We start from the raw sequence: 15164 nt of genomic DNA, 5'->3' as shown, positions 1-15164 counted from the left end.
CGTTCTTTTTATTTGTTCAAGTAATTGAATAATCCGCTGATCGTTTTGTCTTCCAAGCTGATTTCTTTTCCATCGACTGTTGCTTCCACAACATGATAATAGTCAGGAAGATCAGGCACTTCTTTTAATTGAGCAGCCACAAAATCATTGGCACTGGCATAGGTTTTTTCTTTTTTTGCATCGTTCATTTCATAAGTAATCACTAACATTGTTTTTGCTTCTCTCATGTGTAATTTTCATTGCAAAGTTATTGTACACCAAAGCTAATATAAAGTAAGTTATTTTGTCTTTACCTAATATTTACAGTTCTTTACGGATCATTTACATCTCTTCAACAAGATATTTACGTTCCATTGGTAAAGTAATCATGTACTAAAGATAAGGAATACGACGCAGTCAAACCGGTCGGTTTCTTAAAAAGGAATGCAGTATCTATTATAAGGAGTGTACAGGATGAAAAAAATTATTTTGGCATTGGCTTTTTCAGGAATTCTATTAGCTGGGTGTGGAACCAGCAATGCAACGAAGGATTCTGGTTCAACAAAAGAGGAGACAGCGAAAATTACCGCGGTGGGCTCGACGGCATTACAACCGTTAGTTGACGCGGCTCAAGAAAGCTATACTCAAAATCACCCCAATGTTCAAATTTCTGTTCAAGGCGGCGGCAGCGGGACTGGATTGAGCCAAGTTGAAAGCGGCTCAGTAGAAATCGGAAATTCAGACGTGTTCGCTGAAGAAAAAGACGGTGTCGATGCAAGCAAACTTGTCGACCACAAAGTAGCGGTCGTTGGTTTTGTGCCAGTCGTTAACAAAGATGTAGGCGTGAAAAACGTGACGAAGCAACAATTGATCGATATCTTCACAGGAAAAATAAAAAATTGGAACGAACTTGGCGGAAAAGATGAAACCATCCAAGTAGTGAACCGTGCATCAGGCAGTGGTACTCGTGCCACTTTTGAAAAATGGGGCTTAGACGGAAAAGAACCGATTCAATCACAAGAACAGGATTCATCGGGAACGGTGAAAAAAATCGTGGCGCAAACACCCGGTTCAATCAGTTATCTTGCCTTATCATATGTAGATGACAGCTTACAAGCGTTAGAATTAGACGGTGTCACAGCGAATGAGAAAAACATCACCACGAACAAATGGCCAATCTGGTCTTACGAACACATGTATACAAAAGGAAAACCTGAAAAAGCATTAGCAGATTTCTTGAAATACATGACTAGCGATGAGGTTCAATCAGGTCCAGTCAAAGAATTAGGCTACCTGCCAATTACTTCAATGAAGGTAGAACGTACTTCAGACGGCACAGTCAAATAATTCTCTTTCTAAGAGTGAGAGAGCAAGCAGTACCCCTTCCCCTAAATAGTTGCTATAAAAAGAAAAACGCCCATTTACTTTCTTTATTGAAAGTAAATGGGCGTTTCGCTTTTCATTTGTAAAGTGAGCAGCAATAATTCTTTTCACGTGTTACTTATTAGGAAGCGTAATCGTGAAGGTCGAGCCAAGTTTCGGGTGGCTTTCTACGGCGACTGTGCCACCAAGGATCTCGCTGTACTCTTTGACGATGGCTAATCCTAATCCAGTGCCGCCAGAGTTTCTAGCGCGCGCCTTATCTACCCTATAAAAGCGTTCGAAAATACGTTTTTGATCGTCTTTTGACATGCCGATGCCGTGGTCAGTGACCGTTAGGACCAACTCATCTGCTAGACGATAGCTTAGCGTGATGTCACTATTTTCTGGTGAATACTGCACCGCATTTTCTAACAGATTTTTGATGATCGGTTGGAAGAAGGTCAAACGTGTCTGGTAGAAGCAATTCTCCGCGCCGTCAATCGTTACGGTGATCTGTTTGTTCTTCAAAAGATGCTGATACAACCCAATTTGCTGTTGTAAGAAATAATGAAGCTCGATCGTTTGGCGATCCTCTGACAAGTCTTCGCTGTCCTTAGATAATTCAATAATGTCTTGGATCAATCGCTGCAAACGTTTCGCATCATTTTGCATGATCGTTAAAAATTCTTCGGTTAATTCAGGGTCGTCCTTCGCCCCATCCAATAATGTTTCCGTAAAACCTAATAAAGAAGTTACAGGTGTTTTCAACTCATGAGAAACATTTCCGACAAAATCGCGTTGAATTTTTTCCAAACGTCGAACATGAGTCAAATCGTAGACGGTTCCCATGATTTGATCGCCTTTGATCTCATTTTCAATGTAGCGCAAGCGGATATCCAAGTTCATCGAGGTAGGCAGCTTTGCGGAAATTTCTTGATGTACCTGGTTTTTATCCACCAACACCTGTTGGATCAATTGGATAAAGCGATTGTCTTCAATGACTTGCCAATAATAATGGTGGGCAGCACCGCCAATCTGCAATAATTCTTCCATCGCCGGATTCACCATGACAAAACGGCCGTCCATATCAATAATAAAGACACCGATCGTCAATTCATGGAAGAGGGTAGAAAATTGCTCCTCTGTAGAAGTGTAAGCGGCATAGGTTTCATTCAATTGTTCACTGATCTGATTGACCGTCACATAAAGTTCTTGCCATTGTGTCGAATTCTGCATCACGTAGTTGCTCTTTTCAGGCTCCTTCAGCATACGCTGCAAAACAGGCAGCACCGTTTCGATCGGACGGTTGCGTTGATAGATCAGGTAGCAAATGATCAAATAAATAAAAACATAAAATAAAAGCAAGATAATAAAAATCGTACGCTGAAAATTACGTGTTTTCGGTTGAAAAGCGGAGGTTCGTTTTGCGACCCGTAGGATTCCGACGGTTTGATCTTCTGAACGAATGGGCTGTGCAGTATAAAGCAATTCTGTTTTTAACGTCGTACTGTAACGAACGGAAGAACCGACAGCGTTGCTGTTTAAAACAATTTTTACCTCTGGACGATTCTCACGGCTCCCTGAAAGTGTAGGCTCCGTACTGTCAAAAAGGATTTTTCCTTGCGCGTCCAGTAAAGTAATTCGATCGTGGGCTTCCTTAGAGAACGTTTCAATGGCTGCCCGATTTGTCTCAGAATCCAGCTGATTCAAATCCAACCGATGGATGATCAATTCACCATTGCTCGTCAGAAATTCTTCCTGCTGCTCTAGCAATTCCTTGGTGTAAAAATGATTGGCTAATTTCCAACTGCCGAAAAAGAGCAGGCACAGAAGGACTAGCGGGACAAAATAGTCAAGGTATTTCCGCTTCATTGGACTGGCACCTGGAACTTGTACCCGAACCCACGAACCGTTTGCAAGTATTGAGGATGCTTCGGATCGACCTCGATTTTTTCTCGCAGATGCGACACATGGACATCGACGATTCGGCTTTGACCAGAAAAATCATATTGCCAAATTCTGTCCAACAGTGTATCACGGTCAATGACCCGCTCCTTGCGCTTCATGAAATAGACCAGCAGTTCGAATTCCTTAGGCGTCAATTCGATTTTCGTACCTCGTACAGTGACTTGATAATTTGAAAGATCGGCCTTGATTTCACCAGCGGTCAAAAATTCGTGTTCCTCCTTTTCTTGACGCGGTTCGACGCGGCGAAAGATCGCCTTCATGCGAGCCAATACTTCACGTGGAGAAAAGGGTTTGGTCAAATAATCATCTGCGCCGATCTCTAATCCAAGAATTCGATCAATGGCGTCATCTTTGGCAGTCAGCATCAAAATGGGGGTATCGATCTTTTCCTGCCGTAATTTTTTGGCGATTTCCAACCCATCCATTGAGGGGAGCATCACGTCCAAAATAATAAAATCAAATTTTTCATTCAAGGCCAGCTCATAACCGTCTTTTCCATCCTCAGCGGTGGTTACCCCATAGCCTTCTTTTTCCAGATTGAAGTTCAATAACTTTACGATTGAAGGTTCATCGTCTACGACTAGTACACGTTTCATAAGTGTCTCCTTTTTTTAAAAACTTTTCATTTGTGAAAGACTATTTCCACACCTGAATAAATGGTATAATGGGAAGGCAGTTTTGTCACCTATTATCTATTAATTTGATGGGAGAATCAATGATGTTAGGTATAAGCGCTTGTTTAGGCGGCGTAGCTTGTCGTTATGACGGCGGATCGAATGAGATCACGGCGTTAAAAAACTTTGTTGAAAAAGGGCAAGCAGTCCTGATTTGTCCAGAAGTTCTAGGTGGTTTGCCCACACCCCGTTGTCCGGCTGAGATACAAGGCGGCGATGGCTTTGCTGTGTGGAAAGGGCAGGCGGAAGTTTACGATACTGAGGGGACCGATCTGACGGAAGCCTTTAAGCAAGGAGCCATCACCGCTTTTGAAGAACTAAAGAAGTTGCAAATCACGGCATTGGTGCTAAAAGAAAGAAGTCCTTCTTGCGGCAGTCGTTTGATCTACGATGGCAGTTTTTCCGGCAATCGGATCGAGGGTGTCGGTGTGGCAACAGCGTATTTTATCCAACAAGGATTACCCGTTTATTCTGAAGAAAATTGGCAAGAAATGAGGATGACGTAATGGAGATCGAAAAAACGAATCGCATGAACGCGTTATTTGAATTCTACGCGACGCTTTTGACTGAAAAGCAGATGAATTATATGGAATTGTATTACGCCGACGATTTTTCACTAGGTGAGATCGCCGAGGAATATCAGGTGAGTCGACAGGCGGTTTATGATAATATCAAAAGAACAGAAAAAATCTTGGAAGATTACGAGCGTAAATTGCATTTGTTTTCTGATTATATCGTCAGAGAAGAGCAGTTAGACAAATTGGAAGTGTATGTGACGGAGCATTATCCAAAGGATGAGTTTTTAGCCGAAGCAATCACAGGCTTGCAAGATTTAGATGAATAGAAGTGCCTCTCGTTTTTAGGTTGGAGCACTGATCGAATGAGTTATCCGAATAAAAAGATGAGCAGAAGACGCAGACAAGAAATTTCTTGAGGGAAATGTGTATTTTAAGAGGAGAAAGGAAAATCATTAATGGCATTTGAAAGTTTAACGCAGCGCTTGCAAGCTGCGATGGGAAAACTACGTAAAAAAGGAAAAATCACAGAAGCTGACGTAACCGAAATGATGCGTGAGATTCGTTTGGCGTTATTAGAAGCCGACGTTAACTTGCAAGTAGTGAAGCAGTTTACGAAAGAAGTGCGGACGCGTGCGTTAGGAGCGGAAGTATTAGACAGCTTATCGCCCGCGCAGCAAATCGTCAAAATCGTAGACGAAGAATTAACGAAGACTTTAGGATCAGAAGCCGTTGGTATTGAAAAATCACCGAAGATCCCAACTGTGATCATGATGGCGGGTCTGCAAGGGGCAGGGAAAACGACCTTTGCCGGAAAACTAGCCAATCAACTGATCAAAAATGAAAAAGCGCGTCCGTTGATGATCGCAGGAGATATTTATCGTCCAGCCGCGATCGACCAATTAAAAGTATTGGGTCAACAATTAAATGTTCCAGTCTTTGATATGGGGACGGATGTGAGCCCTGTCGAGATCGTACGCCAAGGGATGGAACAAGCCCGTGAAAACAAAAACGATTATGTGTTGATCGATACGGCCGGTCGTCTGCATATTGATGAAGCACTGATGGACGAATTAAAACAAATCAAAGAAATCGCGCAGCCGAATGAAATTCTTTTAGTTGTCGATGCCATGACCGGACAAGATGCGGTCAATGTGGCTCAAAGCTTCAACGAACAATTAGGAATCACCGGGGTCGTTATTACGAAGTTGGACGGCGATACTCGTGGTGGTGCGGCGCTATCGATTCGTGCAGTCACAGGCGCACCGATCAAATTTATCGGGTCTGGTGAAAAGCTGACGGATCTAGAAGTCTTCCATCCAGATCGGATGTCTAGTCGAATCTTGGGTATGGGGGACATGCTGACTCTGATCGAGAAGGCCCAACAAGATTACGATGAGAAAAAAGCCGAAGAATTGGCTCGGAAGATGAAGGAAAATACCTTCGACTTCAATGATTTTATTGAACAATTGGATCAAGTAATGGGTATGGGACCTATTGAAGACTTGTTGAAGATGATCCCCGGCATGAGTCAAATGCCCGGTATCGAAAACATCAAAGTAGACCCGAAGGATGTAGAGCGTAAAAAGGCAATGGTGTATTCAATGACCCTTGCTGAACGAGAAAATCCTGATTTGTTGAACCCAAGCCGCCGCCGCAGAATCGCTGCCGGTTCAGGAAACTCCGTTGTGGAAGTCAACCGGATGATCAAGCAATTTAAAGAATCGCGGAAAATGATGCAGCAAATGAGTAAAGGCAGTATGCCAGCCGGAATGGATCAAATGTTCGGCTCCGGGATCAAAGGCAAAATGGGTAAAATGGCGATGAATCGCATGGTCAAGAAAAACAAAAAGAAAAAGAAAAAACGTAAATAATAAAAATAGCGTCTGTCTCAAAAAATGAGGCAGACGCTATTTTTATAAGAAGAAACGCCAATGATAAAGGAAGAATACGCCAGCAAGACTAAGAAGTACATAGATCAATGGTTCTTGTCGTGGGAACGAATGGATTTCCTTCGGCATTTTTTTGACCAGAAGCTGGTAAATTTTCCAGAGTAGGAAGCCCAGCAAAGCTCCTAGCGTATTCATTAATAAATCATCAATATCAGTTGCTCGTCGATTAAACAATTGAAGAAACTCGATCAACAACGAAAACTCAAAACCTAAAAGAACAGTGCCCGATAGCTTACGAGACTGTTTCCAAATTAGAGGCACTAAAAACCCAAAAGGCATGAACATGATAATATTCAAGATGTTCTGTATGCCGAATCCAGATGAGAAAAGAAGGACGTTTATTTCTTCTGGTCGGATCACTTCCGGGTAGCTAAGGAGATCTTCGAGTGTACCGATGCCTGTAACGGATACGACTAAATAGAGATAGAAGATAAATGTCCAACGCCAAATCATAGATGTTAGTAGAATACTTTCCTGTTTCCGCCTCAAAACAAAATATTGATAGATCAGACAGGGAAGGAAGACACAGGCAATTTGATACATAGGAAATAGAATAGCCAAGTCACTCACCCCTTTCGATGAGCGACTTTTTCAAGAGTCTTCACTGAACGACTCGTCACTTCTTGGAAAAAGACGACCAATGCACAAATACAGCCGACGATAAGAAAGACTAGGATGTTTGACGTGATTGGAAGCATGATTGAATTTTCAATATGATTGATTCGATTGTTCAAATAGATGATCCAGGGATTAAAGACATTGAGACTAAGAATGAAAGAGGTAAATAGTGTCATTATTGCCCAAATCGGCCAGCGAGATTCCTTGTGAAGCAAGTAAGCATTGTCGTTTTCCAAAGATAAGGTCTGATATTTTCGATAAGCCCAAAGCAGCAAAAGAAATCCAAGAGCGATCATCATCAGATTTACCAACAGATCACCGCCAGTTTTTCCAACAGAATCGACAAAAAGAGTTCTTGGAAGCGGATCGTCAAAGGTGCCCCGCCAAAGTGTTAGGATGTCACCAAAAGAGTAAATGGCATTTGGCAACCAGCTTCTTAAAAATAGAAAGACAACAAATGTCAATGGCCCGAAAAACGCATTCCCCACCATTGAGCCGATAAAGGCACTCGCACAAAACAAAAAGAATAGTAAAGAAAAATTGCTAAGGACGGATGTAAATAATTGTCCCAGCGTGGCATTCATATAAGGCGCTGGAATCAATGTATGGATCAGTAGCGCGTATAGAAACTGACCAACCAGTGTGGCTAGCAGAAAAGGCGCGGCAACAAACTGTATTTTTTTTCGGAATAAGTCCTTGCGGGACGTTCCTAATGAAAAAAGAAATTGGTTGAAGCCGGTTTTTTGATCGACAAAGAAAAGCAAGAAGCCCATCAATGGAACGATCAGCAACAGAGCGCTATTGAAATAGGTGGCAAAGTTTGATTGATAAGGAACGGCCTTAGAATAGTCGGAAGCGGTGACTATTTTCGGGTACGATTCATACGACCGATAAAAAATCAGTTGCGCATTTTGATATTCCTTATAAGAAGAAAAAGGAACGTTGTCCTCCTTCTCATCGTCCCAATAGGTGATCTCATGACGATGCTTCTCAAAATTTTCTTTTCCGTGGGGATCATTGTAGACACTTTTCCACTGATTGTTTTCAATCACTACGTTAAAAACGCCAACACCGATCACTAGCAAACACGCAGCAAGCAATACTTTTTTATAGCGCTCCGCAAAAATAGAACGAATCATTTCAATAGCCCCTTTCTACGTGGTTTTAAATTTGCTTCGAAAAGATCTTCCAAGGTCAAAGGCAGCTCCTCGTATACAAGAGGGTCCTGTTCCTTGATTGCCTCTTCAAGTTCTATTGAAAAGTCCTCAAAGACGACAGTGACGACGCGTCCTTGAAAATCGATCAGCTTAGAATGCTCCTTTACTATAGAAGGAACTTTTTTTGTTCTGAACACTAGCTGAAGCTTCTTGGCTTTTTGCCGCATATCTTCTAAACGATAATCTTTAATGATCGAATGCTCTTTTAAAAGGAGGACACGATCGATCAAGCTTTCCAACTCTAATAAATTATGAGAAGAAATCAACGCGGTGCGGGAATGCTCACTTAAATGTTCCATCAGCAAACCGATGATTTCTTTTTTTACAATAATATCCAATCCATCAAAGGGTTCATCTAGTAATAAATAGTGTGCGTTTGAACTTACGGCTAAAATGATCTGATACAAGGCTTGCTGCCCTTTAGAAAGCTGCCGATAGTTTTTGGATAAGACAAAGGTGTGCTTGTTCACCAGCTCTGTAAATAATGCTGTATCAAAGTTCGGATATGCTAATTGATAAAAGGCTGAAATTTTTCTAAGAGAATACGTACGTAGGAAATTTTCTTTTTCATCAATGAAAAAAAGTTCTTGCTTCATTTCTGGATATTCAAAAATGGAGCGCTGGTCAATGGTAATATCGCCGGCATCTGGAAGATAGTGCCCAGCCATCACACGTAAAAGGGTCGTCTTTCCAGAGCCGTTGCGACCAACAAGTCCTACGATTTCATGTTTAGCTAATTCAAGCGTAATATTTTTTAAAACCACACGCTGATCCATGTCTTTATTTATATTCTCGATTATCAAGATGACGAACCTCCTAAGCTTTCTTCTGATTCTTTGACCCAGTGTATTAACTCTTCTTGCGAGATCTGTAAATGATGGGCTTCGATGATGAGTTCATTCAGTGTCTGCTTCAGCTCTTGGACACGAAGCTCATCACGGGGACTTTCTTCGATGGCACGAACAAATGTCCCTTTGCCTTTGACCGTGACAAGGACGCGTTCATTTTCTAAGACTTTATAGGCTTTACTAATGGTATTTGGATTCATCAATAGCTGCTTCGCCATTTCTCGAACAGAAGGAATTTTGTCTCCGGGCTGTAAGATTCCGTGTAAAATATCTTCCTTGATCCCTAAAACCAGCTGCTCATAGTAAGCGCGGCTGCTATTTTTATCAATACGCACCATTTTATCACCACTTTCATGTAGGGTGTCTTCGTGTGTACTAGTATACATAGTACACTAATAATAAGCAATGACTTTTTTTGAGTTTCTGCTATACTGAAGGGGAGCGTATGTTCGTGTTGAAATAAAAAGTAGGAGTGAGGACGATGTATCGATGTCAATGGTCTGGAAATAATGAAAATATGCAGGTGTATCATGACACAGTGTGGGGTGTACCAGAATATGAGGATCAGCGCCTTTTTCGCAAGTTGATTTTAGACATGAATCAAGCAGGGTTGAGTTGGCAAACGATTTTGAACAAAATGGAAAATTTTGATCAAGCCTATGACCAGTTCGATATTGAAAAAGTAGCACGTTATGATGAAGAGAAAGTGGCATCACTGATGCAAGATGCAGGAATCATCCGCAATCGTCGGAAAATAGAAGCGGCGATCATCAATGCACAGAAAGTGTTGGAGATGCAGGCAGAAGGTCTCAGCTTTTCTGATTATTTATGGGGCTTCGTCGATCACCAAGTCGTTGATAATAAAATCAGCGCGGTGTCAGAAATACCTGCTAAAACCGAATTGTCCGATACGATCGCAAAGGACTTGAAAAAAAGAGGGTTCAAATTCGTCGGAAGTACGACGATCTATGCCTTTTTGCAAGCAGTGGGAATCGTTAATGACCATGAAACGGCTTGTTTCCGCTATCAGGAGCTAAGCAAGAAAGTGTAACTACGCGACGCTGATTGGTACAATGAGGAGACAAAAGAGAAGAGGTGCAGTCGTGGCAAGAGCAGTATTTTACGGAGCGATCAGTTTAGATGGCTACCTAGCAGATAAGGAAGATAGACTCGAATGGTTGTATCACCAAGAAGGCGGGGAACACATTCCCTATGATTCCTTCTATCAAACGGTGGACTATACGATGATGGGCCGCCGAACCTATGACGTGGTAAAGCGCGATGCTGAAATGGAAACCATTTACCCGGAGAAAGAGAATTATATTTTTAGTCATTCAAAAATCAGCGTGGACGATAACATGCAGGTAGTTGATGAAGATCCAGTAGCCTTTATCCAAAATCTCCCAGCAGATAAAACCGTTTGGGTCGTTGGCGGCGGTGCGTTGTTACAGCCGGTGATCGAAGCAGGTCTTATTGATGAATGGTGGATTCAAATCGTACCGATTCTACTTGGTGAAGGTATTCCGTTGTTTTTACCACAAACGAATCAGCAAAAACTGCGTCTGATTGAAACAGAGCAGTTTGGTCAATTTGCGCAATTGCACTTAAAGAAATAAGAAATGGTCGGTAGACAATTACCGCCAAGAAAAAAGCCGAACGATTCTCTACTATCCTTTTGCATAGTAAGAGGTCGCTTTGGCTTTTTTTAACGGAAAATTTCTCAATAGATTTTTTCGTCACGCTCATTTACAGCAGCTTCAAATGCTGCTTGGTGAGGGAGGACTCGCTTTTCTTTTTCAGGGAATGTTTGATCGTAGGCTGCTAGGCCATCCGGATCAGGATACATTCCTTCTGAGAAAATTATGGTGCCATGCACGTGATCAAGTGCGCCTTCTTTTAAAGGAAGAGCCATGATCCCGGTGTAAAACTGTCCATCGGGCATAGAAATGTTGTATTTCTTTGATCCAACAAAACCATAGGGGTGGTAGTGGTAAGGAAAGCCGGCAATAACGATTGCCTCATACCCAAGATTTTTTGCCTCAGCGATGGCGTGCTCAATCAGCATACGACCATAGCCTTGCCGGTGATACTCAGGTGCGATACTGACTGGACCAAAGGAAATCACCGGATAGTTTGTACCAGTCTCATCGACGACTTTTGCCTTGCTGAAAAAAATGCTGCCAATGATTTTTTCATCTATCTCAATGACAAAGGTCAGTTCTGGAATAAAATCCGGGTGCTTGCGGAGCATGTGAGCAATGTAGTGTTCCTCAGCGCCGGGGACATATAGGTTCCAAAAAGCCTCCCGTGTGATTTCTTCTACGATTCGATAATCCTTTTCTTCCTCTAATCGGATAGTAACAGTCAAAACATTTCCTCCAATCTCTTTTCTCACTTTAGTATAGCATGGCAGACGTCCTATAAAGAGTAAAAAACGACTGCAACATTCATTCAATAATGAAAGCTGTAGTCGTTGTTGTTACGAATTCTATTTAACCAACTTGTTGAAGAATTCGATGTATTTATCTGTAATTGTCTTGAAGAATTCTACCGTTCCATCAGCGATATGACCATCGTTATCTACTAAGTTCATAATGCCGCCAATGTAGGCTTCAGGTTGCTGCAACGTTGGAACATCCAAGAAAACTAATGATTGACGTAAGGCATGGTTTGCACCGAATCCACCAGGGCCGCCAGGAGATACTGTTACTACTAGACCAGGCTTGCCGCCCCAAACACTGCTGCCCATTGGACGAGAGCCAACATCTAGCGCATTTTTCAATGCTGCTGGAACTGAACGGTTGTATTCAGGTGTGACAAAGAATAATCCATCGACTTCGCCAACCTCTTTACGGAAACGATCCCAGGCTTCAGGAACAGCCCCTTCAACTTCAAGATCTTCATTGTAGAAAGGCAGGTCATCGATCTTAATGAAGGTTGATTCAAACCCTTCAGGTAATAATTCTGCAAATTTTTTCGCAACCATTTTGTTGTAAGAATCTTTACGCAGGCTGCCGACTAAAATACCAATTTTTTTTGTCATGATAATTCCTCCTCATTCGATATAGCATTACGTTTGTTATCGTATGAATCTATCTTACAAAAAATAAGTAAAAGGTGCAAAAGATATGCTTTGAAAGAAAAATTAGACTGTAAAGAAAAAACTCTTTACAGCTACTCAAAAGCGTGTTAGACTACATCTTGTGATTAATTATATGGAGGTGTAGTTATACAATGGCAGTTAAAATTCGCTTGAAACGTATGGGTTCTAAAAAGAAACCTTTCTACCGTATCGTTGTTGCTGATTCTCGTTCTCCTCGTGATGGACGTTTTATCGAAACTGTGGGTACTTACAATCCTTTGAAAAACCCAGCAGAAGTCGTATTAAAAGAAGAAGATGTTTTAAACTGGTTACAAAAAGGTGCACAACCTTCTGATACAGTTCGTAACATTCTTTCTAAAGAAGGCATCATGCAAAAACACCACGACGCTAAATTCGCTAAGAAGTAAGGAGGGTCAATCATGCAAGATTTAACGAACCTTGTGTTGACCATTGTTCACCCTTTGGTGACAAAACCTGATGAAGTGAAGTTAGAGATCGAGGAGTCTAAAGATTTCTTGGAGTACAACTTAACAGTTGCACCTGAGGACATTGGCAGAATCATCGGAAAACAAGGCCGAGTAGCCAAAGCGATCCGCACGATCGTGTACAGCGTTCGGACGAATGGCCCGAAAAAAGTTCGTCTCAACATCGTGGATGGTAAATAAAGTTAGAACACTCGAGTCGGTTTGATTCGAGTGTTTTTTTGTTAAAAGTACGGTAAAATTAGGGTGGAGGTGTTTCATGATGAAAAAATTTTTGTTCTTGTTTAGCGCGCTATTTGTTTTAGCAGCCTGTAATTCAGGAAATAATGATTCAAACGATAGCACCACGAAATCGACTGCCACAGCAACTACAAAAAGCAGCACATCACATTCGACGGCAAGCAGCTCAAGTACGAGTAATCAGTCGTCGGCCAATTCAACGACAAAGACACAAGCTAGTTCAACAAAAACGGATTCGTCTCACAGCGATCATGCCATGTCTGCACTAGATGAATTGAAGGCCAATTATCCTAACGATCGTTTTCCTGATCCTGCTTCTTTTAGTGGAGGAAAGCCCGTCGGTATTATGGCTTCTGAGGAGCAAGGGACTTTGAAGGTGACGTATTATGCCGTTGCTGAGGAGACGCCTTTTAATGATCCCGCTTTAAGTGGACAAACGCCCATCGCACAATTCCAACGCCATACGTTTGATTCAAAAGAAACGGCACAAAATGAAGTTGGTCAGACCTATGACCCGAACGGACAGCAAGTCGATCTCGGTCATAACATCACAGGATACCAAAGTGCCGGTGCTGGTTCTGTCTATTTAGGCTGGAAGGAAGGCAACTGGAGCCTGACTGTACGCGGAAATAATTTGGAACAAGAAGATCCTGTTCCATTGGCAAAACAAACAGTGGACTATTTAGAAGGAGCATTCTTACCGGTTCCTCATGACGCAGGGCAAATCACCTTAAGAGTATCACCCGGAGAGTTTCAAACAAATACAGTCGTTTGGCAGAATAACCAGACTGTCTATACGATCATGAACGGTGATGCAATGACTAGTTTGAAAATGGCTGTATCAATGGCAAAATAGATAAAACAGAAAGAGGAAACTACGTGACTAATTATTATAAAGTTGGAAAAATCGTCAATACACATGGCATCCGCGGAGAAGTCCGGGTCATTTCTACGACAGACTTTACGGAAGAACGGTATCAAGTCGGAGAAACGCTTTACTTGTTCCGCGACGACCAAGATGTTCTGACCCTGACGATCGCCAGCTATCGCAGACACAAGAATTTTGATTTATTGAGCTTTGAAGGGTACCCAAATATCAATGATGTCGAAGCTTTTCGTGACGGTATTCTAAAAATCTCTGAGAAACAGCTAGGGGCACTCAACGAACACGAATATTATTATCATGAGATCATCGGATTGACGGTCGTAGATGATGAAGAGAATGAAATTGGTAAAATCACCGAGATTTTATCTCCTGGCGCAAACGACGTCTGGGTAGTCAAACGCAAAGGCCAAAAAGATGCGTTGATTCCCTACATTGAATCCGTGGTAAAAGACATTGATCTCACTGAAGGTGTCGTGCATGTCGAGATCCCAGAAGGGTTGTTGGACGATGCGAATTGATGTCTTAACACTTTTTCCAAAAATGATCGAAGAACCTTTAGGTGAATCAATCATTGGGAAAGCTGTTGAAAAAGAGTTATTAGAGATCAATGTTCATGATTTTCGCCAATACTCAGATAATAAACACAAACAAGTGGATGATTATCCTTATGGCGGCGGAGCAGGAATGCTTTTGAAAGTCCAACCGATTTACGAGAATCTAAAAGCGATCGAGGAAGAGTCAGGAAATAAAAAGAAACGCGTGATTTTACTTGATCCAGCGGGAAAACCCTTCAATCAAAAAATGGCAGAGGAATTTTCTCAGGAAGAGCAGCTCGTGTTTATTTGTGGACACTATGAAGGCTATGATGAACGGATTCGGTCACTGGTGACAGATGAAGTTTCACTAGGAGATTATGTTCTGACTGGCGGTGAACTTGGGGCAATGGTCATGATCGATGCCACGGTACGCCTCTTGCCGGATGTTTTAGGGAATCAAACATCTGCAAAAACAGATTCGCATTCGACTGGACTATTGGAGCATCCGCAATACACACGTCCCGCGGAATTTGAGGGGATGGGCGTGCCAGAGGTTCTGATGAATGGCAACCATCGTTTGATCGAGGAATGGCAATTGAAGGAGTCTTTACGACGGACGTATTTGCGCCGACCAGATATGCTGGAAAAAGTAACTCTGACACCAGAAATGGAAACATTTTTAGCAGAAATTAAACAAGAAGAATAATTTCTGGGGAAGCCTTTTAGAAATAAGAGGCTTCCTTTTTTGACCTAAAGCACTAAGAATGAGAAGCGCGGGAAGTTC

20 protein-coding genes are annotated in these 15164 nt (G+C 42.0%); 11 read left to right on the top strand and 9 right to left on the bottom strand.

Translation table 11 applies throughout. The annotated features are described in order from the left end of the window. Nucleotides 1–8: 8 nt before the first annotated feature. Nucleotides 9–209 carry a hypothetical protein gene (locus tag A5868_RS09970; RefSeq protein WP_010780382.1) on the bottom strand — a complete coding sequence of 67 codons (201 nt, stop codon included), beginning with the start codon at nucleotides 207–209 and terminating at the stop codon, nucleotides 9–11. Between the two features lie 244 nt (nucleotides 210–453). On the opposite strand from A5868_RS09970, the gene A5868_RS09965 reads away from it, so the two are divergent. Continuing rightward, nucleotides 454–1326: a phosphate ABC transporter substrate-binding protein PstS family protein gene (locus tag A5868_RS09965; RefSeq protein ID WP_086303592.1), complete on the top strand. Its 873-nt coding sequence runs from the start codon at nucleotides 454–456 to the stop codon at nucleotides 1324–1326. A 150-nt stretch (nucleotides 1327–1476) separates the two neighbouring features. Here A5868_RS09965 and A5868_RS09960 read toward each other — a convergent pair whose 3' ends face one another. Both A5868_RS09960 and A5868_RS09955 read right to left on the bottom strand, forming a co-directional pair. After that, nucleotides 1477–3213: a sensor histidine kinase gene (locus tag A5868_RS09960; protein WP_010780384.1), complete on the bottom strand. Its 1737-nt coding sequence runs from the start codon at nucleotides 3211–3213 to the stop codon at nucleotides 1477–1479. Next, entirely contained in the window at nucleotides 3210–3905 is a 696-nt protein-coding gene (locus tag A5868_RS09955) for a response regulator transcription factor (protein WP_086303593.1), read from the bottom strand. The genes A5868_RS09960 and A5868_RS09955 overlap by 4 nt, the downstream gene beginning before the upstream one ends. A 122-nt stretch (nucleotides 3906–4027) precedes the next feature. On the opposite strand from A5868_RS09955, the gene A5868_RS09950 reads away from it, so the two are divergent. The 3 genes from A5868_RS09950 (at nucleotide 4028) to ffh (ending at nucleotide 6372) form a co-directional block, all read left to right on the top strand. Then, complete coding sequence (locus A5868_RS09950; RefSeq protein WP_086303594.1) at nucleotides 4028–4489, top strand: DUF523 domain-containing protein; 462 nt, start codon at nucleotides 4028–4030, stop codon at nucleotides 4487–4489. After that, nucleotides 4489–4827, top strand: coding sequence for a putative DNA-binding protein (locus A5868_RS09945; RefSeq protein ID WP_010780387.1), 339 nt, complete (start codon nucleotides 4489–4491; stop codon nucleotides 4825–4827). Before A5868_RS09950 ends, A5868_RS09945 begins: the two co-directional genes overlap by 1 nt. A 129-nt stretch (nucleotides 4828–4956) precedes the next feature. Beyond that, nucleotides 4957–6372 (top strand): signal recognition particle protein, encoded by a 1416-nt coding sequence (ffh, locus tag A5868_RS09940; RefSeq protein WP_010780388.1) that lies wholly within the window; start codon nucleotides 4957–4959, stop codon nucleotides 6370–6372. 42 nt (nucleotides 6373–6414) lie between these two features. Here ffh and A5868_RS09935 read toward each other — a convergent pair whose 3' ends face one another. Genes A5868_RS09935 through A5868_RS09920 form a run of 4 tightly spaced genes read right to left on the bottom strand, consistent with a single transcriptional unit; the run spans nucleotide 6415 to nucleotide 9471 of the window. Next, a complete protein-coding gene (locus A5868_RS09935; protein WP_176281289.1) occupies nucleotides 6415–7020 on the bottom strand; it encodes a VanZ family protein in 606 nt (201 codons plus the stop codon). Then, complete coding sequence (locus tag A5868_RS09930; RefSeq protein ID WP_086303595.1) at nucleotides 7017–8207, bottom strand: ABC transporter permease; 1191 nt, start codon at nucleotides 8205–8207, stop codon at nucleotides 7017–7019. The genes A5868_RS09935 and A5868_RS09930 overlap by 4 nt, the downstream gene beginning before the upstream one ends. Continuing rightward, a complete protein-coding gene (locus A5868_RS09925; protein ID WP_086303596.1) occupies nucleotides 8204–9088 on the bottom strand; it encodes an ATP-binding cassette domain-containing protein in 885 nt (294 codons plus the stop codon). Before A5868_RS09925 ends, A5868_RS09930 begins: the two co-directional genes overlap by 4 nt. Beyond that, a complete protein-coding gene (locus A5868_RS09920) occupies nucleotides 9085–9471 on the bottom strand; it encodes a GntR family transcriptional regulator (RefSeq protein WP_086303597.1) in 387 nt (128 codons plus the stop codon). The genes A5868_RS09925 and A5868_RS09920 overlap by 4 nt, the downstream gene beginning before the upstream one ends. A gap of 143 nt (nucleotides 9472–9614) precedes the next feature. Here A5868_RS09920 and A5868_RS09915 point away from each other — a divergent pair, with 143 nt between their 5' ends. Next, nucleotides 9615–10184, top strand: a complete 570-nt coding sequence (locus tag A5868_RS09915; protein WP_010780393.1) for a DNA-3-methyladenine glycosylase I — start codon at nucleotides 9615–9617, stop codon at nucleotides 10182–10184. A 52-nt stretch (nucleotides 10185–10236) separates the two neighbouring features. Continuing rightward, on the top strand, nucleotides 10237–10749 hold the full coding sequence (locus A5868_RS09910) for a dihydrofolate reductase family protein (RefSeq protein ID WP_086303598.1): 513 nt from the start codon (nucleotides 10237–10239) through the stop codon (nucleotides 10747–10749). Between the two features lie 104 nt (nucleotides 10750–10853). Here the strand turns inward: A5868_RS09910 and A5868_RS09905 are convergent, their stop codons facing one another. Together A5868_RS09905 and A5868_RS09900 are read right to left on the bottom strand one after the other, a co-directional pair. After that, nucleotides 10854–11501 carry a GNAT family N-acetyltransferase gene (locus tag A5868_RS09905; RefSeq protein ID WP_086303599.1) on the bottom strand — a complete coding sequence of 216 codons (648 nt, stop codon included), beginning with the start codon at nucleotides 11499–11501 and terminating at the stop codon, nucleotides 10854–10856. 120 nt (nucleotides 11502–11621) lie between these two features. Continuing rightward, the gene (locus A5868_RS09900) at nucleotides 11622–12176 is read right to left on the bottom strand and encodes an NADPH-dependent FMN reductase (RefSeq protein WP_010780396.1); all 555 of its coding nucleotides are present in this window, start codon (nucleotides 12174–12176) and stop codon (nucleotides 11622–11624) included. 191 nt (nucleotides 12177–12367) lie between these two features. Between A5868_RS09900 and rpsP the strand changes: the two genes are divergently transcribed. The 5 genes from rpsP (at nucleotide 12368) to trmD (ending at nucleotide 15086) form a co-directional block, all read left to right on the top strand. Further along, nucleotides 12368–12643 carry a 30S ribosomal protein S16 gene (gene rpsP / locus A5868_RS09895; RefSeq protein WP_010740297.1) on the top strand — a complete coding sequence of 92 codons (276 nt, stop codon included), beginning with the start codon at nucleotides 12368–12370 and terminating at the stop codon, nucleotides 12641–12643. Nucleotides 12644–12655: 12 nt separating this feature from the next. Continuing rightward, nucleotides 12656–12901, top strand: coding sequence for a KH domain-containing protein (locus A5868_RS09890; RefSeq protein ID WP_086303600.1), 246 nt, complete (start codon nucleotides 12656–12658; stop codon nucleotides 12899–12901). A gap of 76 nt (nucleotides 12902–12977) precedes the next feature. Beyond that, complete coding sequence (locus tag A5868_RS09885) at nucleotides 12978–13814, top strand: membrane lipoprotein lipid attachment site-containing protein (RefSeq protein WP_254908289.1); 837 nt, start codon at nucleotides 12978–12980, stop codon at nucleotides 13812–13814. 23 nt (nucleotides 13815–13837) lie between these two features. Next, nucleotides 13838–14362, top strand: coding sequence for a ribosome maturation factor RimM (rimM, locus tag A5868_RS09880; protein ID WP_086303601.1), 525 nt, complete (start codon nucleotides 13838–13840; stop codon nucleotides 14360–14362). Continuing rightward, nucleotides 14352–15086: a tRNA (guanosine(37)-N1)-methyltransferase TrmD gene (gene trmD / locus A5868_RS09875; RefSeq protein ID WP_086303602.1), complete on the top strand. Its 735-nt coding sequence runs from the start codon at nucleotides 14352–14354 to the stop codon at nucleotides 15084–15086. The genes rimM and trmD overlap by 11 nt, the downstream gene beginning before the upstream one ends. Nucleotides 15087–15164 lie beyond the last annotated feature (78 nt).

The sequence above is a fragment of the Enterococcus sp. 12F9_DIV0723 genome (assembly GCF_002174375.1).
GTDB classification, from domain to species: Bacteria; Bacillota; Bacilli; order Lactobacillales; family Enterococcaceae; genus Enterococcus_A; species Enterococcus_A gilvus.
Note: the sequence above shows the minus strand (reverse complement) of the source record. Positions and strands in the feature narration are given on the sequence as shown.

What these genes read in the sequence shown, in the direction of transcription:
- A5868_RS09970 (WP_010780382.1), bottom strand. Translation starts at nt 209, where the DNA reads ATGTTAGTGATTACTTATGAAATGAACGATGCAAAAAAAGAAAAAACC.
- A5868_RS09965 (WP_086303592.1), top strand. Translation starts at nt 454, where the DNA reads ATGAAAAAAATTATTTTGGCATTGGCTTTTTCAGGAATTCTATTAGCT.
- A5868_RS09960 (WP_010780384.1), bottom strand. Translation starts at nt 3,213, where the DNA reads ATGAAGCGGAAATACCTTGACTATTTTGTCCCGCTAGTCCTTCTGTGC.
- A5868_RS09955 (WP_086303593.1), bottom strand. Translation starts at nt 3,905, where the DNA reads ATGAAACGTGTACTAGTCGTAGACGATGAACCTTCAATCGTAAAGTTA.
- A5868_RS09950 (WP_086303594.1), top strand. Translation starts at nt 4,028, where the DNA reads ATGTTAGGTATAAGCGCTTGTTTAGGCGGCGTAGCTTGTCGTTATGAC.
- A5868_RS09945 (WP_010780387.1), top strand. Translation starts at nt 4,489, where the DNA reads ATGGAGATCGAAAAAACGAATCGCATGAACGCGTTATTTGAATTCTAC.
- ffh (WP_010780388.1), top strand. Translation starts at nt 4,957, where the DNA reads ATGGCATTTGAAAGTTTAACGCAGCGCTTGCAAGCTGCGATGGGAAAA.
- A5868_RS09930 (WP_086303595.1), bottom strand. Translation starts at nt 8,207, where the DNA reads ATGATTCGTTCTATTTTTGCGGAGCGCTATAAAAAAGTATTGCTTGCT.
- A5868_RS09920 (WP_086303597.1), bottom strand. Translation starts at nt 9,471, where the DNA reads ATGGTGCGTATTGATAAAAATAGCAGCCGCGCTTACTATGAGCAGCTG.
- A5868_RS09915 (WP_010780393.1), top strand. Translation starts at nt 9,615, where the DNA reads ATGTATCGATGTCAATGGTCTGGAAATAATGAAAATATGCAGGTGTAT.
- A5868_RS09900 (WP_010780396.1), bottom strand. Translation starts at nt 12,176, where the DNA reads ATGACAAAAAAAATTGGTATTTTAGTCGGCAGCCTGCGTAAAGATTCT.
- rpsP (WP_010740297.1), top strand. Translation starts at nt 12,368, where the DNA reads ATGGCAGTTAAAATTCGCTTGAAACGTATGGGTTCTAAAAAGAAACCT.
- A5868_RS09890 (WP_086303600.1), top strand. Translation starts at nt 12,656, where the DNA reads ATGCAAGATTTAACGAACCTTGTGTTGACCATTGTTCACCCTTTGGTG.
- A5868_RS09885 (WP_254908289.1), top strand. Translation starts at nt 12,978, where the DNA reads ATGATGAAAAAATTTTTGTTCTTGTTTAGCGCGCTATTTGTTTTAGCA.
- trmD (WP_086303602.1), top strand. Translation starts at nt 14,352, where the DNA reads ATGCGAATTGATGTCTTAACACTTTTTCCAAAAATGATCGAAGAACCT.